At 70.5% G+C, this 24473-nt stretch carries 20 protein-coding genes; 13 read left to right on the top strand and 7 right to left on the bottom strand.

Annotation, left to right across the window (positions count from 1 at the left end):
- The first annotated feature begins 50 nt into the window (after positions 1–50).
- The 10 genes from ngcE to OO52_RS21165 all read left to right on the top strand — a co-directional run bounded on the left by ngcE (position 51) and on the right by OO52_RS21165 (position 13613).
- Positions 51–1496 carry an N-acetylglucosamine/diacetylchitobiose ABC transporter substrate-binding protein gene (gene ngcE, locus OO52_RS21210; RefSeq protein WP_030645107.1) on the top strand — a complete coding sequence of 482 codons (1446 nt, stop codon included), beginning with the start codon at positions 51–53 and terminating at the stop codon, positions 1494–1496.
- A 29-nt stretch (positions 1497–1525) separates the two neighbouring features.
- Positions 1526–2452: a carbohydrate ABC transporter permease gene (locus tag OO52_RS21205; protein WP_030645106.1), complete on the top strand. Its 927-nt coding sequence runs from the start codon at positions 1526–1528 to the stop codon at positions 2450–2452.
- A 4-nt stretch (positions 2453–2456) separates the two neighbouring features.
- A complete protein-coding gene (locus OO52_RS21200; protein WP_030645105.1) occupies positions 2457–3383 on the top strand; it encodes a carbohydrate ABC transporter permease in 927 nt (308 codons plus the stop codon).
- Positions 3384–3588: 205 nt separating this feature from the next.
- The gene (locus tag OO52_RS21195) at positions 3589–4788 is read left to right on the top strand and encodes an ROK family transcriptional regulator (protein WP_030645104.1); all 1200 of its coding nucleotides are present in this window, start codon (positions 3589–3591) and stop codon (positions 4786–4788) included.
- Between the two features lie 169 nt (positions 4789–4957).
- Positions 4958–6031 (top strand): sugar ABC transporter substrate-binding protein, encoded by a 1074-nt coding sequence (locus tag OO52_RS21190; protein WP_234328826.1) that lies wholly within the window; start codon positions 4958–4960, stop codon positions 6029–6031.
- 198 nt (positions 6032–6229) lie between these two features.
- Entirely contained in the window at positions 6230–7021 is a 792-nt protein-coding gene (locus tag OO52_RS21185; protein ID WP_030645100.1) for an ATP-binding cassette domain-containing protein, read from the top strand.
- Positions 7018–8298, top strand: coding sequence for a sugar ABC transporter permease (locus OO52_RS21180; protein ID WP_030645098.1), 1281 nt, complete (start codon positions 7018–7020; stop codon positions 8296–8298). The genes OO52_RS21185 and OO52_RS21180 overlap by 4 nt, the downstream gene beginning before the upstream one ends.
- A 194-nt stretch (positions 8299–8492) precedes the next feature.
- On the top strand, positions 8493–10421 hold the full coding sequence (gene dxs, locus OO52_RS21175) for a 1-deoxy-D-xylulose-5-phosphate synthase (protein WP_030645096.1): 1929 nt from the start codon (positions 8493–8495) through the stop codon (positions 10419–10421).
- 138 nt (positions 10422–10559) lie between these two features.
- Positions 10560–12080, top strand: coding sequence for an amino acid permease (locus tag OO52_RS21170; protein WP_030645093.1), 1521 nt, complete (start codon positions 10560–10562; stop codon positions 12078–12080).
- Positions 12081–12152: 72 nt separating this feature from the next.
- Positions 12153–13613 (top strand): glycosyltransferase family 39 protein, encoded by a 1461-nt coding sequence (locus OO52_RS21165; protein ID WP_030645090.1) that lies wholly within the window; start codon positions 12153–12155, stop codon positions 13611–13613.
- A gap of 126 nt (positions 13614–13739) precedes the next feature.
- On the opposite strand, the gene OO52_RS21160 is transcribed toward OO52_RS21165, so the two are convergent.
- A complete protein-coding gene (locus OO52_RS21160; RefSeq protein WP_037629117.1) occupies positions 13740–14135 on the bottom strand; it encodes an NTP pyrophosphohydrolase in 396 nt (131 codons plus the stop codon).
- Between the two features lie 80 nt (positions 14136–14215).
- On the opposite strand from OO52_RS21160, the gene OO52_RS21155 reads away from it, so the two are divergent.
- Both OO52_RS21155 and OO52_RS21150 read left to right on the top strand, forming a co-directional pair.
- Positions 14216–15232 carry a hypothetical protein gene (locus OO52_RS21155; protein WP_030645086.1) on the top strand — a complete coding sequence of 339 codons (1017 nt, stop codon included), beginning with the start codon at positions 14216–14218 and terminating at the stop codon, positions 15230–15232.
- 10 nt (positions 15233–15242) lie between these two features.
- Entirely contained in the window at positions 15243–15635 is a 393-nt protein-coding gene (locus OO52_RS21150; protein WP_037629128.1) for a hypothetical protein, read from the top strand.
- A gap of 78 nt (positions 15636–15713) precedes the next feature.
- Here the strand turns inward: OO52_RS21150 and OO52_RS21145 are convergent, their stop codons facing one another.
- From OO52_RS21145 to OO52_RS21125, 5 genes are all read right to left on the bottom strand, one after another.
- The gene (locus OO52_RS21145) at positions 15714–17843 is read right to left on the bottom strand and encodes a 3-hydroxyacyl-CoA dehydrogenase NAD-binding domain-containing protein (protein WP_030645082.1); all 2130 of its coding nucleotides are present in this window, start codon (positions 17841–17843) and stop codon (positions 15714–15716) included.
- Positions 17840–19057 (bottom strand): thiolase family protein, encoded by a 1218-nt coding sequence (locus tag OO52_RS21140; protein ID WP_030645080.1) that lies wholly within the window; start codon positions 19055–19057, stop codon positions 17840–17842. Before OO52_RS21140 ends, OO52_RS21145 begins: the two co-directional genes overlap by 4 nt.
- 264 nt (positions 19058–19321) lie before the next feature.
- A complete protein-coding gene (locus OO52_RS21135) occupies positions 19322–20608 on the bottom strand; it encodes a ribonuclease D (protein WP_199819902.1) in 1287 nt (428 codons plus the stop codon).
- Positions 20609–20754: 146 nt separating this feature from the next.
- Entirely contained in the window at positions 20755–21414 is a 660-nt protein-coding gene (locus tag OO52_RS21130) for a response regulator transcription factor (RefSeq protein WP_030645076.1), read from the bottom strand.
- A 274-nt stretch (positions 21415–21688) separates the two neighbouring features.
- Positions 21689–22366 (bottom strand): DUF3000 domain-containing protein, encoded by a 678-nt coding sequence (locus OO52_RS21125; RefSeq protein ID WP_078630005.1) that lies wholly within the window; start codon positions 22364–22366, stop codon positions 21689–21691.
- Positions 22367–22491: 125 nt separating this feature from the next.
- Here OO52_RS21125 and hemE point away from each other — a divergent pair, with 125 nt between their 5' ends.
- Positions 22492–23550, top strand: coding sequence for a uroporphyrinogen decarboxylase (hemE, locus tag OO52_RS21120; protein ID WP_030645072.1), 1059 nt, complete (start codon positions 22492–22494; stop codon positions 23548–23550).
- 13 nt (positions 23551–23563) lie between these two features.
- Here the strand turns inward: hemE and OO52_RS21115 are convergent, their stop codons facing one another.
- Positions 23564–24388, bottom strand: coding sequence for a rhomboid family intramembrane serine protease (locus tag OO52_RS21115; protein ID WP_030645070.1), 825 nt, complete (start codon positions 24386–24388; stop codon positions 23564–23566).
- Between the last annotated feature and the right edge of the window lie 85 nt (positions 24389–24473).

Here is a 24473-nt window from a genome sequence, read left to right as displayed (position 1 = left end):
GGGAGGATCCGGTTCACCGCCTGAGTCCTGGAGAAGGCGAGGACTTGAGCATGGGATCCACTGTGCACCACGGCGTCGAAGGTGTAGGCCGTCGCGATCTGATCAAGAGGTCGGCGGCGCTCGGCCTGGTCGCGGCCCCGGGAATGGGCCTGCTGTCCGCCTGCGCCAGCGGGGGCGGTGACGGACAGGACAAGGCGAAGGCGGGCAAAAAGACCGCGAAGAACCCCCTCGGCGTCAACGACACCGCGGGCATGGAGTTCGTCCTCTTCGACGGCGGCTTCGGCAAGGAATACGCCGAGGACGCGGTGAAGGTCTACGAGAAGGACTTCCCCAAGGCCAAGGTGAAGTTCGCCGCCACCCAGAAGATCCAGTCGACCCTGCAGCCCCGCTTCAACCAGGGCAACCCGCCGGACCTCATCGACAACTCCGGTGCCGAGCAGATGGACATGGGGGTGCTCGTCGGCAAGAACCAGCTCGCGGACCTCACCCCGCTGCTGGACGCGCCGTCGTACGACGACCCGGCCAAGAAGGTCCGCGACACGCTGCGCCCCGGCATCGTGGAGATGGGCCAGTTCGACGGCAAGCCGGTCTGGATCCTGTACTACGCCTACACGGTCTACGGCGTCTGGTACTCGCAGAAGGCCCTCGACTCGCTGGACGCGGAGTACCCGCAGACCTGGGACCAGATGCTGGCGGTCTGCGAGAAGGCCAAGAAGAAGGGCATGGCGGGCTGGACGTACGCGGGCAAGTACCCGTACTACATCCCCTTCTCGCTCTACCCGATGATCGCCAAGGTGGGCGGCCGCGAGGTCCTCGACGCCATCGACAACCTGGAGCCGAACGCCTGGAAGCACCCCGCGGTCAAGGCCTGCTTCGAGGCCTACTACGAGCTGTACAAGAAGGGCTACGTGCTCAAGGGCACCCCGGGTCTGGACCACATCCAGTCCCAGACCGCCTGGGCCAAGGGCGAGGCGCTGTTCATCCCGAACGGCTCCTGGGTGGAGAACGAGTCGGCCAACGTCATCCCGGCCGACTTCGACCTCGCGGTGTCCGCGCCCACCGGCATCGACTCCTCCGACAAGCTGCCGTTCGGCACCATCTGGGCCTCCGGCGGTGAGCCCTTCATCGTGCCGGCCAAGGCGAAGAACGCCGAGGGCGGCATGGAACAGCTGCGCATCATGCTCTCCGAGGCGTCCTCGAAGAACTTCACCGCCAAGGTGAAGTCGCTGACCGCGTACAACGGGGGCACCAGCGGCATCAGCCTCACGCCGGGTCTGAAGTCGGGCGTGGCGGCGCTGGACAAGGCGGGGTCCAACGTGGTGAATCCGCGTCTGCAGGACTGGTACGTGCAGTTGCAGAAGGAGAAGATCGGCGTGTCCGGTCTCGGCGAGATGATGGCCGGACGGCTCACCCCGGCCGAGGCCATCAAGAAGATCCAGGGCTTTGCCGACGAGGCGGCCAAGGACACCTCGATCAAGCACTACAAGCACCAGTAATCCAGCACCCTGACAGCACCGGAGTGGCGATGCAGCACGGCAAGTACCGGTTCATCGTGGGGTTTCTGGCACTGCCCCTCGGACTGTACGCGCTCTTCGTGGTGTGGCCGTTCATCCAGTCCATCTACTACTCGTTCACGGACTGGACGGGCCTCAGCCCCGAATTCCGAATGGTCGGCTTCGACAACTACAAGAGGATGTTCGACGACGACATCTTCTGGAAGTCGCTGCAGCACAGTCTGCTGTTCGCTCTGGTGCTGCCGGTGATGACGATCGGTCTGGCGCTCTTCCTCTCCTTCATGATCAACGTGGGCGGACGGCGCAGAAGGGGCGGCCCCGTGATCTCCGGGGTCCGGGGCTCGTCCTTCTACAAGATCGTCTATTTCTTCCCGCAGGTGCTGTCGATCGCGATCGTCGCGCTGCTGTTCGCGTTCGCCTACAACCCGGACAGCGGTGCGATCAACTCGCTCCTGCGCGGCATCGGCCTCGACGGCGTGCAGCCGCTGTGGCTGGGCGACCCGAGCCTCGCCCTGTGGTGCGTGATGGCGGTGCTGGTGTGGTCCACGGTCGGCTTCTTCGTGGTGCTGTTCTCCGCGGGCATGGCCTCGATCCCGGCCGAGCTGTACGAGGCCGCGCTGCTGGACGGCGCCAGCCGCTTCACCACGTTCTTCCGCGTCACCCTGCCGCTGCTGTGGGACACCGTGCAGTCCGGCTGGGTGTACATGGGCATCCTCGCGCTCGGCGCCGAGTCGTTCGCGGTCGTACAGATCATGACGACCGGACCGGGCGGCCCGGACTACTCGACCACCGTGATGGTCCTGTACGTGTACCAGAAGGCGTTCCGGGACGGCCAGGCCGCCTACGCCACCACCATCGGCGTCGCCCTGCTCGTCGTCACGCTCGCGTTCGCGGCGGTCGTGATGAGGCTGGGCCGTCGCGAGCGGCTGGAGTACTGAAGCGATGAAGACGACCGAGACCCCCGCGCCGCTGCCGGCGGAGTCCGGCGCCGGCGTGTCCAAGGTGGACGTGCCGCCGGCCGCGTCGCCCTCCGGGCGGAAGAGGGAGGGCAACGTCCTCAACGTCTTCTCCCACGGCATCCTGGTCATCTGGGCGATCATGGTGGTCCTGCCGCTGGTGTGGGCCGTGATGACGTCCTTCAAGGACGACAGCTCCATCTTCGGCTCACCCTGGTCCCTGCCCGACAGGCTGCACTTCGACAACTGGGCGCGGGCGTGGACCGACGCCAACATGAGCGACTACTTCCTGAACACCGTCCTGGTGGTCGGCGGCTCGCTGATCGGCACCCTCGTGCTCGGCTCCATGGCGGCGTACGTGCTGGCACGCTTCGACTTCCCGGGCAACCGCTTCATCTACTACCTGTTCGTCGGCGGCATGAGCTTCCCGATCATGCTCGCGCTGGTCCCGCTGTTCTACGTGGTCAACAACATGGGGCTGCTGAACACGATCCACGGCCTCATCCTGGTCTACATCGCCTATTCGCTGCCGTTCACGGTCTTCTTCCTCACGGCGTTCTTCCGCACCCTGCCCACCTCGGTGGCGGAGGCGGCCTTCGTCGACGGGGCGTCGCACTCGCGTACGTTCTTCCAGATCATGCTGCCCATGGCGAAGCCGGGTCTGATCAGCGTGGGCATCTTCAATTTCCTGGGCCAGTGGAACCAGTACATGCTGCCCACGGTGCTCAACACCGACCCCGACAAGAAGGTCCTCACCCAGGGACTGGTGCAGCTGGCGGCCAGCCAGGGCTACAAGGGCGACTGGTCGGGGCTCTTCGCGGGCCTGGTCATGGCGATGCTGCCGGTACTCGCGGCGTACATCGTCTTCCAGCGCCAGGTGGTGCAGGGGCTGACCGCGGGGGCGCTCAAATAGGGGCTCCGACCCGGCGGGGGAGGGCCCGCGACCGTCTTGAGACGCACACCGTCCCGTCACCCGGGCAGGTGTGCGTCGGCGTGTCCGTGTACCTGGAAACGGTTCAACCTCTTGACGGGAGTCACCCCGAACGGCTCAGCTTAGAGTTCACTAGTTGGACATACACGGGGCCTCGCCGAAGCGGCCCCGCGCTCAGGAGGTCGTCGTGGAGACTCCAGGGTCGCAGTCGTCACTGCACCGAGCCAACCTGGAGCGGGTGGTCCGGGCCGTACGGCTGGCCGGGTCCCTCACGCAGGCGGAGATCGCGCGGACCACCGGGCTGTCCGCCGCGACCGTCTCCAACATCGTGCGGGAGCTGAAGGACGGCGGAACCGTCGAGGTCACGCCCACCTCGGCAGGCGGGCGGCGGGCCCGCAGCGTCAGCCTGAGCGGGGACGCCGGCATCGTGATCGGGGTCGACTTCGGGCACACCCACCTGCGGGTCGCGGTCGGGAACCTCGCCCATCAGGTGCTGGCCGAGGAGGCCGAGCCGCTGGACGTCGACGCCTCCGCCGACCAGGGCTTCGACCGGGCGGAACAGCTGGTCAACCGGCTGATCGCGGCGACGGGCGTGGACCGGGCCAAGGTGGCCGGCGTGGGGCTCGGCGTGCCGGGTCCGATCGACGTCGAGTCGGGCACGCTCGGCTCGACCGCGATCCTGCCCGGCTGGGGCGGCACCAAGCCCGCCGAGGAGCTGCGCGAACGGCTCGGCGTGCCGGTGCACGTGGACAACGACGCCAACCTCGGCGCCCTGGGCGAGCTGGTCTGGGGCAGCGGCAAGGGCGTCCGGGACCTCGCGTACATCAAGGTCGCGAGCGGTGTCGGCGCGGGCCTGGTGATCGACGGGAAGATCTATCGCGGCCCTGGCGGCACCGCCGGCGAAATCGGGCATATTACACTCGATGAATCCGGCCCGGTATGCCGCTGCGGGAACCGGGGCTGCCTGGAGACGTTCGCGTCGGCGCGCTACGTGCTCCCGCTGCTCCAGCCCAGCCACGGCTCCAACCTGACGATGGAAGGCGTCGTACGGCTGGCCAGGGACGGTGACCCGGGCTGTCGTCGGGTGATCGCCGACGTCGGCCGCCACATCGGAAGTGGGGTGGCCAATCTCTGCAATCTGCTGAACCCGAGCCGGGTGGTCCTCGGCGGTGATCTCGCCGAGGCCGGTGAGCTGGTGCTCGGGCCGATCAGGGAGTCCGTCGGCCGCTACGCCATTCCCAGCGCGGCGCGCCAACTGTCCGTTCTTCCGGGGGCACTTGGGGGCCGTGCGGAGGTGCTCGGGGCGCTCGCCCTCGCCCTCAGCGAGATGGGCGATTCGACCCTTTTGGAGGGTGCACTGCCCGTGGCGACTCCTGCCTTCACTTAGAGAACGGATGGCACCGTTGCCATCTCGTTAAGGATTTACTTCTTGACGTCGCACGTGTGGCCGAGTTGACTTCCAGCCACCTCGGCCGCAACGACGCGGCCTCGTCAGGGAGGTTTGAAGAGTGAACAAGCGCATGCGTCGTGCTGCCTTTGCTTTCTGTGCCACCGCAATGACCGTCTCGCTCGCCGCCTGCGGCAGCGCGAAGGAGTCCGGCGGCAACGGTGACAGCGGGAAGACGACCACCCACAAGGGTGACGACATCACCGTTGGTCTGCTCCTGCCGGAGAACCAGACCGCCCGCTACGAGAAGTTCGACAAGCCCATCATCGAGAAGCAGATCTCGGAGCTGACGAACGGCAAGGGCAAGGTCGACTACCTCAACGCCAAGCAGGACGCGACCCTCCAGTCGCAGCAGATCGACACGATGATCACCAAGAAGGTCGACGTGCTGATCCTCGACGCGGTCGACTACAAGGCCGTCGCCCAGGGCGTGAAGAAGGCCAAGGACGCGGGCATCCCGGTCGTCGCCTACGACCGCCTCGCCGAGGGCCCCATCTCCGCCTACACCTCGTTCGACAACGTCGAGGTCGGCAAGACGCAGGGTGAGGCCCTGCTGAAGGCCCTGGGCGGCAAGGCCAAGTCCGGCAAGATCGTCATGATGAACGGCTCCGTGACCGACCCGAACGCCGCGCAGTTCAAGAAGGGCGCGCACGACGTCCTCGACGGCAAGGTGAACATCGGCAAGGAGTACGACACCAAGGAGTGGAAGCCGGAGAACGCCAACGCCAACATGGAGGGCGCCATCTCCGCCCTCGGCAAGGACAAGATCGTCGGCGTCTACTCCGCCAACGACGGCATGGCGGGCGGCGTCATCACCGCGCTCAAGGGCGCGGGCCTCAAGAAGCTTCCCCCGGTCACCGGTCAGGACGCCGAGCTCGCGGGCGTGCAGCGCATCGTGACGGGCGAGCAGTACATGAGCGTCTTCAAGTCGTACCCGCAGGAGGCCGAGACCGTCGCCAAGATGGCCGTCTCCATCGCCAAGACCGGCAAGGTCGACAGCTCGCTCGGCACCAGCACCGTCGACAGCGGCACCGAGAAGGGCATCCCGTCCGTCATCGTCCCGGTAGTCTCGCTGACGCAGGACAACATCAAGGACACCGTCATCAAGCAGGGTTACTACACGGTCAACGAGATCTGCACGGCCAAGTACAAGGCCGCCTGCGACAAGATCGGCCTGAAGTAGCACCTCCCGGGGCCGCCCCTGCGGCGGTCCCACCGGCCTGCACGGGAGGCGCGCGCCCACTGTCCGCGCGCCCCGTGCCGGCTCGTCCGGCGCCCCGCCGCCGACAGCCCCGCAGCACAACGGCGGGGCGCCGGACGGAACGCCCCTCACTCTTCATGTTCAACCTCCCGCCGGGGTCAGGCTCGGGCGGCGAAGGAGATGGTTCACGTGTCCGCTACGCCCGTGCTGGCGTTGCGCGGGGTCTCCAAGCGATTCGGTGCCGTTCAGGCGCTCACCGACGTAGAGCTTGAGGTCCACGCCGGAGAGGTGGTTGCCCTCGTCGGCGACAACGGCGCCGGCAAGTCCACCCTTGTCAAGACGATCGCGGGTGTGCACCCCATCGATGACGGTGTCATCGAGTGGGAGGGCAACCCCGTCACGGTCAACCGGCCGCACGACGCCCAGAACCTGGGCATCGCGACGGTCTACCAGGACCTCGCCCTGTGCGACAACATCGACGTCGTCGGCAACCTGTTCCTCGGCCGTGAGATCAAGCGCCGCGGTGTCCTGGACGAGATCGAGATGGAGCGCCGCTCGCGCGAGCTGCTCCAGACGCTCTCCATCCGCATCCCCAGCGTCCGCATCCCGATCGCCTCGCTCTCCGGCGGTCAGCGCCAGGTCGTGGCCATCGCCCGCTCCATGCTCGGCGAGCCCAAGCTGGTCATCCTCGACGAGCCGACCGCCGCCCTCGGCGTCGAGCAGACCGCCCAGGTCCTCGACCTCGTCGAGCGGCTGCGCGAGCGCGGCCTCGCGGTCATCCTCATCAGCCACAACATGGCCGACGTGAAGGCCGTCGCCGACAAGGTCGCCGTCCTGCGCCTCGGTCGCAACAACGGCGTGTTCGAGGTCAAGACCACCTCGCAGGAAGAGATCATCTCCGCCATCACCGGCGCCACGGACAACGCCGTGACCCGTCGTGCGGCGCGCACCACCGCGGAGGCTCAGAAGTGAGCATCGACAAGACCCAGGCCGAGCCCGTCGACGCGCCCGCAGCCGCGGCCGACGCCGCCCCCGCCGTCGACCCCCGCCTGCTCGTGCGCGAACAGGGCTTCGCGGGCTACGTCACCGAGTTCAAGCGCAAGATGCGCGCCGGCGACCTCGGTGCCCTGCCGGTCGTGGTCGGCCTCATCGCCATCTGCGCGATCTTCCAGAGCCTGAACTCCGCCTTCCTCGGCGCGGAGAACCTCAACAACATCTTCGTCGCCATGGTGGCCACCGGCATGATGTCGGTCGGCATCATCTTCGTGCTGCTGCTCGGCGAGATCGACCTCTCCGTCGGCTCCGTCTCCGGTGTCTCCTCGGCGATCACCGCCGTGATGAGTGTCACGCACGGCGTCAACGAGTGGCTCGCCGTCCTCACCGCCCTCGCCGCCGGCGCGGTCATCGGTGCCCTGCACGGCTTCTTCTTCGCCCGGATCGGCGCGCCCGCCTTCGCGGTGACCCTGGCCGGTCTGCTGTTCTGGAACGGCTTCATGCTCCAGATCCTGGGCTCGAACGGCACGATCAACCTCGACGGCGACGGCGTGGTCGGCAAGCTCACCACGTACTACTTCTCGGACGTGGCCGCCGCCTACCTCCTGGCCTTCGTCGCGGTCGCCGGATACTTCCTGTCGGCCTTCCTCGGCAACCGCCGCCGCGCCATCGCGGGCATCCCGTCCCGCCCGCTGAGCGACATCATCCTGCGCACCGTGCTGCTCGCGGTCGCCGCGTTCGCCGTCGCGGTCATGTTCAACCAGTACAAGGGCCTGCCGCTCGCGGTGCTGCTCTTCGCGGTCGTCCTGGTCGGCAGCGACTTCGTACTGCGCCGCACCGCGTACGGCCGCAAGGTCTTCGCGCTCGGCGGCAGCGTGGAGGCGTCCCGCCGCGCCGGTATCAACGTCACCCTGGTGCGCGTCTCGGTCTTCGCCATCGCGGGCTTCTTCGCCTCGGTCGGCGGTCTGTTCTGGGCCTCCAAGATCGCTGCCGCCAACCAGAGCGCCGGCTCCGGCGACCTGCTGATGAACGTCATCGCCGCGGCCGTCATCGGCGGCACCAGCCTCTTCGGCGGCCGGGGCCGCACCTGGAACGCGCTGCTCGGTGTCCTCGTGATCACGTCGATCCAGTACGGCCTCGCCCTTCAGGGCATCGCCACCCCGATCCAGTACATGATCACCGGTGGTGTGCTGCTCGCCACGGTCGTCATCGACTCGATCACCCGCAAGACCCAGAAGTCGGCCGGCCGCGCCTGAGCGCGCCCGACGCACCACGCCCTTGCCCGGCACCGTCCCACGGTGCCGGGCAAGGGCGTGTCCGGGCCGGTCGCGCGGGTACAGCCGTTCGCGTGAGTCATGACCCCCCGCCCGGCCATCGGGCGTACGGACGGAACATTAGACTCGTCCAAGCCCGGCAACAGCTCGATCAGCTCTACTGCAAGGAGGCACGGGTGCCGCTGCTGACCCGCATCAGGGGACCGCGCGATCTGGACCGGCTCAGCCTGGAGGAGCTGGACCAGCTGGCGGAGGAGATCCGGACCTTCCTCGTCCAGGAGGTCTCCAAGACCGGCGGGCACCTGGGCCCCAACCTCGGTGTGGTCGAGCTGACCATCGCCCTGCACCGGGTGTTCGAGTCCCCGAAGGACAAGGTGCTGTGGGACACCGGCCACCAGTCCTACGTGCACAAGCTGCTCACCGGCCGGCAGGACTTCTCCAAGCTGAAGATGAAGGGCGGCCTGTCGGGCTACCCCTCGCAGGCCGAGTCCGAGCACGACGTCATCGAGAACAGCCACGCCTCCACCGTGCTCGGCTGGGCCGACGGCATCGCCAAGGCCAACCAGCTGCGTGAGCGGGACAGCCATGTCGTCGCCGTCATCGGTGACGGGGCCCTGACAGGCGGGATGGCCTGGGAGGCGCTCAACAACATCGCCGAGGCCAAGGACCGGCCCCTGGTCATCGTCGTCAACGACAACGAGCGGTCGTACGCCCCCACCATCGGCGGACTCGCCAACCATCTGGCGACCCTGCGGACCACCGACGGCTACGAGCGCTTCCTGGCGCGGACGAAGGACATCCTCGACCGCACCCCGGTCGTCGGCAAGCCGCTGTACGAGACCCTGCACGGCGCCAAGAAGGGGCTGAAGGACTTCATCGCCCCGCAGGGCATGTTCGAGGACCTCGGGCTGAAGTACGTCGGCCCGATCGACGGCCACGACATCGAGGCGCTGGAGTCGGCGCTGGCCCGGGCCAAGCGGTTCGGCGGGCCGGTGATCGTGCACTGCCTGACCGAGAAGGGCCGCGGCTACCAGCCCGCCCTCCAGGACGAGGCCGACCGGTTCCACGCCGTCGGCAAGATCCACCCCGACACCGGGCTGCCGATCGCCTCCTCCGGCGCCGACTGGACCTCCGTCTTCGGCGAGGAGATGGTCAAGCTCGGCGAGGAGCGCGAGGACATCGTCGCCATCACGGCGGCCATGCTCCAGCCCGTCGGTCTCGACAGGTTCGCCAAGCGGTTCCCCGACCGGGTGTACGACGTCGGGATCGCCGAACAGCACGGCGCCGTCTCCGCCGCCGGTCTCGCGTACGCCGGGCTCCACCCGGTCTTCGCCGTGTACGCCACCTTCCTCAACCGCGCCTTCGACCAGGTCCTCATGGACGTGGCCCTGCACAAGTGCGGCGTCACCTTCGTGCTCGACCGGGCCGGCGTCACCGGCACCGACGGCGCCTCGCACAACGGCATGTGGGACATGTCGATCCTTCAGGTCGTGCCGGGCCTGCGGCTCGCCGCGCCGCGCGACGCCGACCAGGTGCGGGCCCAGTTGCGCGAGGCCGTCGCCGTCGAGGACGCGCCGACCGTCGTGCGCTTCTCCAAGGGTGCCGTCGGCCCCGCCGTACCCGCCGTGGGGCGGATCGGCGGCATGGACGTGCTCCGGGAGCCCGGCACCGACCGGCCGGACGTGCTGCTGGTCTCCGTCGGCGCCCTCGCCCCGATGTGCCTGGAGATCGCGGAGCTGCTGAACAAGCAGGGCATCTCCACCACCGTGGTCGACCCCCGCTGGGTCAAGCCCGTCGACGAGGCCATGGCCCCGCTGGCCGAACGGCACCGGGTCGTCGTCACCGTCGAGGACAACAGCCGTGTCGGCGGTGTCGGCTCCGCCGTCGCCCAGGCCCTGAGGGACGCGGGCGTGGACGTGCCGCTGCGCGACTTCGGCATCCCGCCGCGCTTCCTCGACCACGCCTCCCGCGCCGAGGTCATGGCCGAGATCGGGCTGACCGCGCCCGACATCGCCCGCCAGGTCACCGGGCTCGTCTCCAAGCTGGACGGGCGGTTCGACCGTACGGCCGGTGCCGTGGACTCCGTGGAGCCCGCGCGCGACTAGAAAGCGCCCCCACGGGCCGGTTCCGCCGCTTCTCCCGGTGGCGGAACCGGCCCGTTTGCGTGAACCTGCCTTTGCCGGGGAATACGCACCGCGGCCCTCTCGATCATGTCGAGGTCGACAAGCGTGGGAGGTAGGTACGTGAGCAACGCGCTGTTCCGGACGAAAAACGTCGAGCAGTCCATTCTGGACACCGAGGAACCCGAACATTCACTCAAGAAGTCACTGACCGCCCTTGATCTGACCGTGTTCGGCGTCGGTGTCATCATCGGCACCGGCATCTTCGTCCTCACCGGCACGGCGGCGAAGAACACCGCCGGCCCCGCCGTGTCCCTGTCCTTCGTCGTGGCCGGTGTCGTCTGCGCGCTCGCCGCCCTCTGCTACGCCGAGTTCGCCTCCACCGTCCCCGTGGCGGGCTCCGCCTACACCTTCTCCTACGCCTCGCTCGGCGAACTTCCCGCCTGGATCATCGGCTGGGACCTCGTCCTGGAACTCGCGCTCGGCACGGCGGTGGTCGCCGTCGGCTGGTCCGGCTACATAGCCTCGCTGCTCGACAACGTGGGCTGGCACCTGCCCCAGGCCCTCTCCGGCCGGGACGGCGCCACCGGTTTCGGCTTCGACATCCTCGCCGCGGCCCTCGTCCTGTTGCTCACCGCCATCCTCGTCGTCGGGATGAAGCTGTCCGCGCGGGTCACCTCCGTGGTCGTCGCGATCAAGGTGACCGTGGTCCTCGTCGTGATCATCGCCGGTGCCTTCTTCGTGAAGGGCGGCAACTACGACCCCTTCATCCCGAAGGCGCAGTCCGCCGAGGCGGGCGGAAACCTCAAAGCCCCCCTCATCCAGCTCATGTTCGGCTGGGCGCCCTCGCACTTCGGCGTCATGGGCATCTTCACCGCGGCCTCCGTGGTCTTCTTCGCGTTCATCGGCTTCGACGTCGTCGCCACCGCCGCCGAGGAGACCCGCAACCCGCAGCGTGACGTCCCGCGCGGCATCCTCGGCTCCCTGATCATCTGCACCGCCCTGTACGTCGCCGTGTCGATCGTCGTCACCGGCATGCAGAAGTACAGCGCGCTGTCCATCAAGGCGCCCCTCGCCGACGCGTTCAAGGCCACCGGGCACCCCTGGTACGCGGGCCTGATCAGCTTCGGCGCCGCCGTCGGACTGACCACGGTGTGCATGATCCTGCTGCTCGGCCAGTCCCGGGTCTTCTTCGCCATGAGCCGCGACGGGCTGCTGCCGCGCTTCTTCTCCCACACCCACCCGCGGTTCCGCACCCCGTACCGGTCCACCATCCTGCTCGGCGGCGTCATCGCGATCGTCGCGGGCTTCACCAGCCTCAGCGAACTCGCCGAACTGGTGAACATCGGCACGCTGTTCGCGTTCGTCGTCGTCGCCCTCAGCGTCATCATCCTGCGCAAGTCCCGCCCGGACCTGCACCGCGCCTTCCGCACCCCGTGGGTCCCGGTCGTCCCGATCCTGTCCGTGTGCGCCTCCCTGTGGCTGATGCTCAACCTGCCCGCCGAGACCTGGATCCGGTTCGCCATCTGGATGGTCATCGGCTTCTTCGTCTACTTCCTCTACGGCCGCTCGCACAGCCGCCTCGGCCGGCGCGAGCAGACCACGGCCGGCGAGGCCGTGCCCCCGCCCAAGCGGACCGAGTAGCCCGCACACTCGCGCCCCGGCCCCGTATGTCCCGCTTCGGCTGGGACGGCGGGGCCGGATAGCGTGCGGACCATGCTCGCCGCCCCGCTCGCCCCCGCACGGACCACGGTCGCCCGGACGGCGTACTGGGCGCGGCTGCTGCCCCTCCTGGCGGCCCTGGCCTGCGTCACCCGCGTCCCCTCCTTCCGCCGGCCGCTGTGGAACCCGGACGAGGGCTTCCTCGCCGTACAGGCACGGCTGCTCGCCCAGGGCGGGGAGCTGTACGACACGGTCGTGGACCGCAAGCCGCCCCTGCTGCCCTGGCTCTACCAGGCCGCGTTCGCGCTCTGCGGCTCCGGCTCCCTGACCCCGCTGCGGGTGCTCGCGGTCCTCGCCCAGTTGCTCACCGCCGTGCTGCTGGCCTCCCTGGCCCGCCGCCGCTGGGGCGAGCGCGCCGGACGCACCGCCGGGGTGCTGTACCTGCTGGTCTCCGTCGGCCTCAACCCCGAGGACGCGCAGGCCGCCACCTTCGAGGTGTTCATGCTGCCCTGGACGGCCGCCGCGCTGTGGTGCGCCGACCGGGGGCGCTGGGGCACCGCCGGGGCCGCCGTCGCCGCCGCGTTCCTGACCAAGCAGACCGGCGGCGCGGTGCTGCTGCCGGTGCTCTGGCTGCTGCACCAGCGGGGCGGCACCCGCGCGGGCCTGCCACGGCTCGCGGCCGGCTGCGCCGCACCGGTGCTCGCCGCGGCCCTGGCGACCGACCCGGCCGGCTTCCTGTTCTGGACGGTGACCGGCTCCGCCGCCTACGCCTCCGTCACCGGCTCCGAACTCCACGTCCTGGCCCGCGCGCTGACCAACACCGCGGTCCTCGCGGTGGCGTCGGCGGGGCTGCTCCCACCGGTCGTACGGGCCCTGCGCGTCGCCCGTGCCGGCGCGGCCGAGGCGTGGCTGTGGCTGTGGCTGGCCTCCTCGGCGGTCGCCGTGGCCCTCGGCTGCCACTTCTTCGGCCACTACTACCTGCAACTGACCCCGCCGCTCGCCCTGCTGGCCACCGCCGCGCTGCACGTCCTGCCCCGGGACGGGCACATGGCCGCCGTGCTCACCTCGGCCTGCTGCTGCGCCGTCTTCGTCGGCTGGGGCCTGCTCGCCCCGCGCCCCGAACTCGCCCACGCCGAACGGCTGGCGGCGGCCCTCACACACCGCACGGCACCCGCCGACCGGGTCCTCGTCTGGGGGATACACCCGGAGACGTACTGGCTGGCCGGCCGCACCCCCGCCACCCGCTACCTCACCGCGGGCCTGCTCACCAACTACAGCGGCGGCCGGGACGGTCCCCAGGTCGGCGAGAAGTACGCCGTCGCCGGTGCCTGGCCGGTCTTCCGGCGGGAGATGACCGCGCATGCCCCCGCCCTGGTCGTCGACGACTCCCGCGGCAAGCCGTACGCCCCCGCCCGACTCCCCACGCTGCACCGCCTGCTGGCGGCGCGTTACACGGAGGTGGCGAGGGTGGACGGCGCGGTGCTGTACGCCCGGGTGCCGGAGGGGTGGCGGTGACCTTCCGGGGTCCGGGCCATGGGCCGACGCCGGCTGCCGCGCGGACGCCGGCGTCCAAGGCTCCGGGAACACGCTGCCGGTGGGACAGCGGTGGCCCTGCCGACCCCGGGAACGGGCAGGCGGCGCTCAGTCCAGGATCGTGCGGGGGCCGGCCACCTCCGCGCCGAGGGCCGTCACGCGGCGGCGCAGTTCGCGGTCGGCGGTCACCACCAGACGGGCCCGGCCGGTGCTCTCGGCGGTCAGCTCCACGATCCGGTCGTCCCCGCTGCCCGGCGCCGACTCCACCCGCACGCCCGGTACGGACGCCACGCCCCGGGCCGCGCCCTCGACCACGAGCACGATCTCCACGGGCCCCTCGTGCCCGGGCAGGCCCTCGCTCGCCAGCCGGTCCCGCAGCCGCTCGGCCGCCCCCTTGCGGTCCCGCCACCAGCCGTCGGGCCGCGAACCGACGACGTTCGCGCCGTCCACCACGACGAGCAGAGGGGCGGGGGAGGAGTGCACGGGGCCGAGGGGACCGGTCATGCACCCCAGGGTCCCACGACCGTGGCCGGGGCCCGGGGGGCGGGCCCCGGGGCCGGTCCCGAGCGTCTTAAAGTGAACCGGTGAACGGCGACTGGCTCCTACGCGGCCGAGACGGCCGGCTCAGTGTCTACCAGCTCTCGGGCGACGCCGTCCTGTGCCGGGCGGAGCGCGGCCCCCGCGGCCCCTGGTCCGCCCCGCGCAAGGTCGGCGGCGAGCAGAAACTGCACACCGTCCTGGCGGTCGGCCAGGGCGCCGACGGCTATGCCCACCTCGTCTCCTGGCGACCCACCGTCAAGGGCGAGTCCGGGCTGGTGCACTCCACGCACTTCCGCCCGCACCTGGCGGCCCTGGACTGGAACCCGATCGGGCACCCGGACAAGAAGGGCGACCGCACCGGCACGCCCGCCGTCGCGGTGGACGCCCAGGGACGCGCCCATGTCTTCGTCCGCAACAAGGGCGGCGGCGTCAGCATGCTCGCCCAGAAGGAGAAGGGCGGCTGGGACCCCTGGCGGGACCTCAAGGGCAAGGAGGTCCACGACGGACTCGCCGCGGCCACGGGGGAGTCCGGCACGGTCGAGCTGTACGCGGCGGTCCCGCAGGGCCTGCTGTACTGGCGTCAGGAGGAGCCGGGCGCCCAGCCCGTGCTCCAGGAGGCGCTGCGGGCACCGGTCCGCCCGGGCACCCTGCGCGCCCTGGCCACCTCCCCGGAGCGTACGACCGTCTTCTACACCGACACCTCCGGCGACCTGTGCGCCTGGCGTCCGGGCGGCGAGCCGGTCACCCTGCTGCCCGCGGCCGGCCCGGGCCCGGTGTCGGCGGTCCGCTGCGACCTGGACGGCCACGACTGCACCCTGCTGGTCCAGCGGACCGAGAGCCGCCGGGTCGCCTTCGCCGCGTATCCGACCGAGACGGAGTCGGCGGGCGCCTGGTGGACCGAGTCGGGCCCCGAACTCCCGCTGGACGCGCTGGTGTCCCTCGCGACGGACGAGGAGGGCCGGGTGGTGGCGGCAACGTTGTCCCCGTCGACGGGACGGCTCCTGCTGACCCGGCGCAAGGACGAGCCGGGGCTGGCGCTGGAGGCGTGGCGGGAGGTCTGAGTGCGCCATGATGGCCGTCGTGGACACCGAGACACTCATCGACGCCTGGCGGCGTCTCCTCGCCGGATCCGGAAGACCGTGGGTGCTGTTCGAGCACGGCACGTGCGTGGTGCTGGAGGAGCCAGGGGGAGGGCTCGCTGAGCGGGCCACCGAGATCCTGCGCGCGTACGGCCCCGTGAGCGTGGGCGGTCCGGCGGGCGACTTCCGTGTGCTCGAGCTGAAGAACGGCGAGGGCTGGCTGGTGACGGGCCACCATCCGGACGTCGTCACCTTCGTCGCCCTGGAGGACTCCGAGGACCCCTCGCACCTGGCCGTGGGCACGCTCGGGCGTTCCCGCCGCGACCAGGACGGCAGGGACCTCCACGTCGTCCACGTCGAGGACGGCCGCCCCGCCGGGGTCTGAGCGCCGGCCTGCACCCGGAAACGCCGGGTGCCCGCACCCCGACAGGAGCGCGGGCACCCGGCGTTCACCGGCGGAGCGTCACGCCGGGACGCTCGCCACGCCCGGAGCCAGGAACCGCTTGCCGTTGACGCGCTCGCTGACGCCCTCACGGTCCAGGTACGGCGTGATGCCGCCCAGGTGGAAGGGCCAGCCGGCGCCCGTGATCAGGCACAGGTCGATGTCCTGGGCCTCGGCGACGACGCCCTCGTCGAGCATGAGCCCGATCTCCTGCGCCACCGCGTCCAGCACCCGCGCCCGCACCTGCTCCTCGGTCAGCACGACATCGCCCTGCTCGAGCAGCGCGGCGACCTCCGGGTCCAGCTCCGGCTTGCCGCTGTCGTAGACGTAGAAGCCGCGCTTGCCCGCCTCCACGACCGCCTTGAGGTTCGGGGAGACCGTGAAGCGGTCCGGGAACGCGCCGTGCAGCGTCTCGGAGACGTGCAGACCGATCGCGGGGCCGACCAGTTCCAGCAGCACCAGCGGGGACATCGGCAGCCCGAGCGGCTCGACGGCCTTCTCGGCGACCTCGACCGGGGTGCCCTCGTCGATGACGTTCTGGATCTCGCCCATGAAGCGGGTCAGGATGCGGTTCACGACGAACGCCGGGGCGTCCTTGACCAGCACCGCGGTCTTCTTCAGCTTCTTGGCGACGGCGAACGCGGTCGCGAGGGACGCGTCGTCGGTCTTCTCGCCGCGGACGATCTCCAGCAGCGGGAGGACGGCCACCGGGTTGAAGAAGTGGAAGCCCACGACCCGCTCGGGGTTCCTGAGCTTCGACGCCATCTCCGTCACCGACAGGGACGAGGTGTTGGTGGCGAGGATCGCGTGCGCCGGGGCGACCGCCTCGACCTCCGCGAACACCTGCTGCTTGACACCGATCTCCTCGAACACGGCCTCGATGATGAAGTTGGCGTCGGAGAAGCCCTCGGCCTTGTCCAGGACACCGGTCACCAGCGCCTTGAGGCGGTTGGCCTTGTCCTGGTTGATCCGGCCCTTGCCGAGCAGCTTGTCGATCTCGGCGTGGACGTAGCCCACACCCTTGTCGACCCGCTCCTGGTCGATGTCGGTCAGTACGACCGGCACCTCCAGGCGGCGCAGGAAGAGGAGCGCGAGCTGCGAGGCCATGAGGCCCGCGCCGACCACGCCCACCTTGGTGACCGGGCGCGCCAGGTTCTTGTCCGGGGCGCCGGCGGGACGCTTGCCGCGCTTCTGCACCAGGTTGAACGCGTAGATGCCGGCGCGCAGTTCACCGCCCATGATCAGGTCGGCGAGGGCCTGGTCCTCGGCGTCGAAGCCCTGCTGGAGGTCCTCGTTCCTGGCGGCGGCGATGATGTCGAGGGCGCGGTAGGCGGCCGGGGCCGCGCCGTGCACCTTGGAGTCCGCGATGAACCGGCCCTTGGCGACGGCCTGGTCCCAGGCCTCGCCGCGGTCGATCACCGGGCGCTCCACCTTGACGTCGCCCTTGAGGACCTGCGCCGTCCAGATCAGCGACTGCTCCAGGAAGTCGGCGCCCTCGAAGATCGCGTCGGCGATTCCGAGGTCGAAGACCTGCTGCCCCTTGAGCTGCTTGTTCTGGTTGAGCGAGTTCTCGATGATGACCGAGACGGCCTTCTCCGCGCCGATCAGGTTCGGCAGCAGCGTGCAGCCGCCCCAGCCGGGCACCAGGCCGAGGAAGACCTCGGGCAGCGAGAACGCGGGGATCGCCTTGGAGACGGTGCGGTAGCCGCAGTGCAGGCCGACCTCGACGCCACCGCCCATGGCGGCACCGTTGTAGTAGGCGAAGGTCGGCACGGCCAGACCCGCGAGGCGCTTGAAGACCTCGTGGCCGCCCTTGCCGATGGCGAGCGCGTCGTCGTGCTTCTTCAGCAGCTCGACGCCCTTGAGGTCGGCGCCGACCGCGAAGATGAACGGCTTGCCGGTGATGCCGACACCGACGATCTCGCCCTCGGCCGCCTCCTTCTCCACCTGGTCGATCGCGGTGTCGAGGTTCGCGAGCGAGGCGGGGCCGAAGGTGGTCGGCTTGGTGTGGTCCAGGCCGTTGTCCAGCGTGATCAGCGCGAACCGGCCCGCGCCGAAGGGGAGGTCGAGGTGGCGTACGTGCGCACTGGTGACGACCTCGTCGGGGAACAGGTCCGAGGCCTGCTTCAGAAGCTCGGCGGTGGTGCTCACTTGTCCCCCTCGAAGTGCGGGTTCTCCCAGATGACCGTCGCGCCCATGCCGAAGCCGACGCACATGGTGGTCAGGCCGTAGCGGACGTGCGGCTGCTCCTCGAACTGGCGGGCCAGCTGCGTCATCAGACGGACGCCGGAGGAGGCGAGCGGGTGGCCGAACGCGATGGCGCCGCCGTACTGGTTGACGCGCTCGTCGTCGTCCGCGATGCCGTAGTGGTCGAGGAAGGCCAGCACCTGCACGGCGAAGGCCTCGTTGATCTCGAACAGGCCGATGTCGGAGATGGACAGGCCCGCCTTGGCGAGGGCCTTCTCCGTGGCCGGGATCGGGCCGTAGCCCATGACCTCCGGCTCGACGCCCGCGAAGGCGTACGACACCAGGCGCATCTTGACCGGCAGGCCGTTCTCGCGGGCGAAGTCCTCGCTCGCGATGATCGACGCGGTGGCGCCGTCGTTCAGACCGGCCGCGTTGCCGGCGGTGACCCGGCCGTGCACACGGAACGGCGTCTTGAGGTTCGCCAGGTTCTCCAGCGTGGTCCCCGGGCGCATCGGCTCGTCGGCGGTGACCAGGCCCCAGCCGGTCTCGCCGGCCTCCGGGTTGGTCCGGCGCACCGAGATCGGCACCAGGTCCTGCTGGATCTTGCCGTTGGCGTACGCCTTGGCGGCCTTCTCCTGCGAGCGCACCGCGTACTCGTCGGCGCGCAGCTTGGTGATCTGCGGGTAGCGGTCGTGCAGGTTCTCCGCGGTCATGCCCATGAACAGGGCCGACTCGTCCACGAGCTTCTCGCTGACGAACCGCGGGTTCGGGTCGACGCCCTCGCCCATGGGGTGGCGGCCCATGTGCTCGACGCCACCGGCGATGACGGCGTCGTAGGCACCGAAGGCGATCGAACCGGCGGTGGTCGTCACGGCGGTCAGCGCGCCGGCGCACATGCGGTCGATGGAGTAACCGGGCACGGACTGCGGCAGACCGGCGAGGATGCCGGCGGTACGGCCCAGGGTCAGACCCTGGTCACCGATCTGGGTGGTCGCCGCGATGGCGACCTCGTCGATCTTCTTCGGGTCCAGACCGGGGTTGCGGCGCAGCAGCTCCCGGATCGCCTTCACGACAAGGTCGTCGGCGCGGGTCTCGTGGTAGATGCCCTTCGGGCCCGCCTTGCCGAACGGGGTACGGACGCCGTCGACGAAGACGACGTCCCTGACGGTACGAGGCACGATGGCTCTCCTCCAGATGCGGGACGCTGAGCGCTTGCTTAAGCCCATGCTACTTGTGAGTAATGTAGCTGCCCAGTCCCTCCGGCTGTAGCGGCGAACGTCACACTGATGGTGCCGCCGAAGCCCGTGGCGCGGTGGTGATCCCCCTCCCAGGATCTTGGCGTGATCTCGACGTCCCTGGTGACCTGCCGACACCGATCGCCGTCCTCGCGCGACAGCGGTCCGTCCACAACGGCTTCATGCGGAGCGACAGATGACGACGTCTCAGGGCCGCGCCGACAGCGCGTCGACCAGCACCGGCGTGACCAGCTCGATCTGCCAGGGGCGCGCCCCGTAGCCGGCCAGCGCGGCACCCACGGACTCCTCGTCGGGCGACCTCGGCGGCTCCCAGCAGATGCGCCGCACGGTGTCCGGGGAGATCACGTTCTCCTGAGGCATGGCGAGCCGCTCGGCCAGCGCGGTCACCCCCGCGCGGGCGGCGGACAGCCGGGCCGCGGCGGCCGGATCCTTGTCGGCCCAGGCACGCGGCGGCGGAGGCCCCGTCACCGGCTGCCCGGGCTGCGGCAGCGCGCTGTCGGGAAGGGCCTTGGCCCGGTCCACCGCGGCCTGCCACTGCTCGAGCTGCCGCCGCCCCATCCGGTGCCCGAACCCGTTCAGCCCGGCGAGGACGTGCACGTTGCCCGGCAGGGCCAGCGCCGCCTCCACGATGGCCGTGTCGCTCAGCACCTTCCCCGGCGACACGTCCCGCCGCTGCGCGATGCGGTCCCGGGTCTGCCACAGCTCGCGCACGACCGCGAGCTGCCGGCGCCGGCGCACCTTGTGCATCCCGGACGTGCGGCGCCAGGGGTCCTTCCTCGGCTCGGCCGGCGGCGCGGACGCGATCGCGTCGAACTCCTGGAGCGCCCACTCCAGCTTGCCCTGCCGGTCCAGCTCCTTCTCCAGGGCGTCCCGCAGGTCGACGAGCAGCTCGACGTCGAGCGCCGCGTACCGCAGCCAGGGCTCGGGCAGCGGGCGGGTCGACCAGTCGACGGCGGAGTGGCCCTTCTCCAGGACGAAGCCGAGGACGCCCTCGACCATGGCGCCGAGACCGACCCGCGGGAAGCCCGCGAGCCGGCCGGCCAGCTCGGTGTCGAACAGGCGGCTCGGGACCATGCCTATCTCGCGCAGGCAGGGGAGGTCCTGGGTGGCCGCGTGCAGCACCCACTCGACGCCGGACAGGGCCTCGCCGAGGCCGGACAGGTCGGGGCAGGCGACGGGGTCGATCAGCGCGGTCCCGGCGCCCTCGCGGCGCAGCTGCACCAGATAGGCGCGCTGCCCGTAGCGGTAGCCGGAGGCGCGCTCGGCGTCCACGGCGACCGGGCCGGTGCCGGCGGCGAAGGCGGCGATCACCCGGTCGAGGGCCGCCTGGTCGGCGATCACGGGCGGAATGCCCTCGCGCGGTTCGAGCAAAGGAGTCGGCGCCCCCATCACAGAAGAACCTGCGTCATCCGGAGGGGTGCCCCCGGTGGTGCGCAGGGAACTGTCTGCTGCGGTGTCTTGGGCGTCGGTCACCTGTCAAGGGTATCCGTGTGTGGACCGCGCCCGTCGACGGAACGTTCCGTCGACGGGCGCGAGAGGGGCGTAAACCAGTCAGCTCGGGGCAAGGGCTGGTTCACATGAGTGAATGCCGGATCCGCCGAAGGGGGCGTCCGGTGGGCTCAGTGGATGATCCCGGTGCGCAGGGCCACGGCCACCATGCCGGCCCGGTCGCCCGTGCCCAGCTTGCGGGCGATGCGGGCGAGGTGGCTCTTCACGGTCAGGGCGGACAGGCCCATGGAGACGCCGATCGCCTTGTTCGACTGGCCCTCCGCGACCAGTCGCAGCACCTCGACCTCGCGTCCGGACAGCTCCCGGTAACCGCCCGGGTGGCTCGGCGCGCCCGGGGGGCGCCGGCGCATGCGGGCGGCGGCGCCGAGGGGAGCGGCGCCGGGCCGGGCGGGGAGCCCGATGTTGGTGCGGGTGCCGGTGACGACGTAGCCCTTGACCCCGCCGGCCAGCGCGTTGCGGACCGCGCCGATGTCGTCGGCGGCGGAGAGCGCGAGTCCGTTGGGCCAGCCCGCGGCGCGGGTCTCGGACAGCAGGGTCAGGCCGGAGCCGTCGGGCAGGTGGACGTCGGCGACGCAGATGTCGCGGGGGTTGCCGATGCGGGGACGAGCCTCCGCGATGGACGAGGCCTCGATGACATCACGCACGCCGAGCGCCCACAGGTGACGGGTGACGGTGGAGCGGACGCGGGGGTCGGCCACGACCACCATGGCGGTCGGCTTGTTCGGGCGGTAGGCGACCAGGCTTGCGGGTTGCTCGAGGAGAACGGACACCAGGCCTCCTGGGTGGGGGGACGGGGCCGGCTTGTGGGGATGAAGCCGGGACGAACTGTGCTTTCAAGGTCACAGTCGTCTTCGGCAGCAAACTCGTCCGCCTTTAGAGAATGATCACGATCTAGTGAGTAACAATCTGGGCAATTCGGACACGCGATCGATCATCCGAAGATCAAGTCGGTTCGAGCGGGTGCGATTCGAGTACGGAAAATGGCCGTATCGACAAAGAGACGGTCAACGGGGAGTCACGCGGTGACCGGTCACCGGACCGCGGTCACCTGGACTGCGGACCCCTGCGCTGCGGCAGGGTCACCACCGACGCGTCCCCCGGCCCGGCCGGCGGCAGGCCCGCGACCTGTGCCAGCAGATCGCACCAGGAGGCCAGGTGGGCACCCGTGTCCGGCACCCCGCCCAGGCCCTCGCGGGGCGTCCAGGACGCCCGGATCTCGATCTGCGAGGCGGCCGGCCGCTCGGCCAGCCCGCCGAAGTAGTGCGAACTGGCACGCGTGATCGTGCCGCTCGGCTCGCCGTAGCCCAGCCCGCGCGCCGCCAGCGCCCCGGTCAGCCACGACCAGCACACCTCCGGCAGCAGCGGATCGGCCGCCATCTCCGGCTCCAGCTCCGCGCGCACCAGCGTCACCAGCCGGAACGTGCCCCGCCAGGCGTCGTGCCCGGCCGGGTCGTGCAGCAGCACCAGCCGACCGTCGGCCAGTTCCTGCTCGCCGTCGACCACCACCGCCTCCAGCGCGTACGCGTAGGGGGCGAGCCGCTGCGGGGCGGGCGTCGGCTCCACCTCGACCTGCGGCCGCAGCCGGCTGCAGCGCAGGGCCTCGACCGCGGTGCGGAAAGCCGGCGGACCCGAGGCACCGGGGTGCCCGTCCGTCTCCTCGGTGTCCTTCACGTCGTCCGTTCCGTCAGCGCTGTCCGACATTCGTCCGTGAGCCGCAGCCATGCGGGGAAGAGTAAGGGGAACGGGGGCGTCGTGCAGGGCAAGACACCCCCTGCGACCTACGCGGCTGCGCCCGGCCGGCGGGACACCGGCCGGGTCCCTGTCCGACGGCATGCGAAACTTGCCTCGTGACCGCCAATGACACCCCGCAGCCGACAGCGACGTACGACAGCGCCTTCCTCAAGGCGTGCAGGCGCGAACCCGTGCCCCACACCCCGGTGTGGTTCATGCGCCAGGCCGGCCGCTCGCTGCCGGAGTACCGCAAGGTGCGCGAGGGCGTTCCCATGCTCGAGTCCTGCATGCGGCCCGAGCTGGTCACCGAGATCACGCTCCAGCCGGTGCGCCGGCACGACGTGGACGCGGCGATCTTCTTCAGCGACATCGTCGTCCCGCTGAAGGCCATCGGCCTCGACCTCGACATCAAGCCCGGCGTCGGCCCGGTCGTCGAACAGCCGATCCGTACTCGCGCCGACCTGGCCCGGCTGCGCGACCTCACCCCCGAGGACGTCCCCTACGTCACCGAGGCCATCGGCCTGCTCACCCGCGAGCTGGGCGCCACCCCGCTGATCGGATTCGCGGGCGCGCCGTTCACCCTCGCGAGCTACCTGGTCGAGGGCGGTCCCTCGCGCACGTACGAGAACGCCAAGGCGATGATGTACGGCGACCCCGGGCTGTGGGCCGACCTGCTGGACCGGCTCGCCGGCATCACGGCCGCCTTCCTGAAGGTCCAGATCGAGGCCGGCGCGAGCGCCGTCCAGCTCTTCGACTCCTGGGCCGGCGCCCTCGCCCCGGCGGACTACCGGACGTCGGTCATGCCGGCCTCCGCGAAGGTCTTCGACGCGGTCGCCGGGTACGGCGTCCCGCGCATCCACTTCGGCGTCGGCACCGGCGAGCTGCTGGGGCTCATGGGCGAGGCCGGCGCGGACGTCGTCGGCGTCGACTGGCGCGTCCCGCTGGACGAGGCCGCCCGCCGCGTCGGCCCCGGCAAGGCGCTCCAGGGCAACCTGGACCCGACCGTGCTGTTCACCGACAAGGACACCGTCGCGGCCAAGGCCCGCGAGGTCCTCGACGCCGCCGCGGGCCTGGAGGGGCACGTCTTCAACCTCGGCCACGGCGTCATGCCGAACACCGACCCGGACGCGCTCACCCGGCTCGTGGAGTACGTCCACACCGCCACCGCGCGCTGAGCCGCCCGCAGGCTCACCACGAGTAATGGGGCCGCGCCCGCCTGCCGAACAGCAGGCCGGGCGGCTCCGGCGGGGGCGGCGTGCCGGGCTTGAGCGGCCAGGCGAGCACCATGCCCGCCACGAAGCCGACCACGTGCGCCGCGTACGCCACCGTGCCGGCGCCGGACACCCCGTGCCCGGACGAGTACACCGCCTGGAGCCCGAACCAGAAGCCCAGCACCAGCCAGGCGGGCAGCCGGAGCGGCAGGAAGACCAGGAAGGGCACCAGGACCCACACCCGGGCCTTCGGGTACAGCACCAGATAGGCGCCGAGGACGCCGGCGATCGCGCCGGACGCGCCGATCAGGGGGTCGGAGGACGAGGCGTTGAGCAGCGCGAAGCCGTAGCCGGCCGCGTAGCCGCAGACGACGTAGAAGAGGAAGTAGCGGATGTGGCCCATCCGGTCCTCGACGTTGTTGCCGAAGATCAGCAGGAACAGCATGTTGCCCAGCAGGTGCAGCCAGCCGCCGTGCAGGAACATCGCCGTGAAGACCGACAGCGGCGGGGACTTGTCGTACGAGGGCGGCCCGACCACGCAGCCCGGGCCGCCGGGGCCCACGCCGACGTCCCCGGTCGGGACGAGCCGGGGCATCTGATGGTGGATCAGTTCCCGGGGGACCGCGGCGTACTGGTCCATGAAGGCCTGTAGATGGCAGAGCTGCGCCAGCTCGCTGCTGCCGGCCACGGAACCGGCTATGCCGGGCGTGGTGAGGAACACCAGCACGTTGGCGGCGATGAGGGCGTACGTCACCCAGGGGGTGCGGCGCACCGGGTTCACGTCATGGACGGGGATGACCACACAGAAGTAGTGCCCGCGATCGGGCGTGCGAATCGGTGAACGCCGCCGTGGGCGTGTGCGTATCCCTTCTCAACCGACGTGAGGA

Source organism: Streptomyces flaveolus (genome assembly GCF_000716535.1).
GTDB classification, from domain to species: Bacteria; Actinomycetota; Actinomycetes; order Streptomycetales; family Streptomycetaceae; genus Streptomyces; species Streptomyces flaveolus_A.
The sequence above is the reverse complement of the archived record's forward strand: the minus strand, read 5'-3'. Positions and strand labels throughout refer to the sequence as shown.

Excerpts from the sequence above, each read along its gene's own strand:
- ngcE (WP_030645107.1), top strand. The coding sequence starts at position 51 with ATGGGATCCACTGTGCACCACGGCGTCGAAGGTGTAGGCCGTCGCGAT.
- OO52_RS21205 (WP_030645106.1), top strand. The coding sequence starts at position 1,526 with ATGCAGCACGGCAAGTACCGGTTCATCGTGGGGTTTCTGGCACTGCCC.
- OO52_RS21200 (WP_030645105.1), top strand. The coding sequence starts at position 2,457 with ATGAAGACGACCGAGACCCCCGCGCCGCTGCCGGCGGAGTCCGGCGCC.
- OO52_RS21190 (WP_234328826.1), top strand. The coding sequence starts at position 4,958 with ATGACCGTCTCGCTCGCCGCCTGCGGCAGCGCGAAGGAGTCCGGCGGC.
- OO52_RS21185 (WP_030645100.1), top strand. The coding sequence starts at position 6,230 with ATGGTTCACGTGTCCGCTACGCCCGTGCTGGCGTTGCGCGGGGTCTCC.
- OO52_RS21165 (WP_030645090.1), top strand. The coding sequence starts at position 12,153 with ATGCTCGCCGCCCCGCTCGCCCCCGCACGGACCACGGTCGCCCGGACG.
- OO52_RS21160 (WP_037629117.1), bottom strand. The coding sequence starts at position 14,135 with ATGACCGGTCCCCTCGGCCCCGTGCACTCCTCCCCCGCCCCTCTGCTC.
- OO52_RS21150 (WP_037629128.1), top strand. The coding sequence starts at position 15,243 with ATGGCCGTCGTGGACACCGAGACACTCATCGACGCCTGGCGGCGTCTC.
- OO52_RS21125 (WP_078630005.1), bottom strand. The coding sequence starts at position 22,366 with ATGGCTGCGGCTCACGGACGAATGTCGGACAGCGCTGACGGAACGGAC.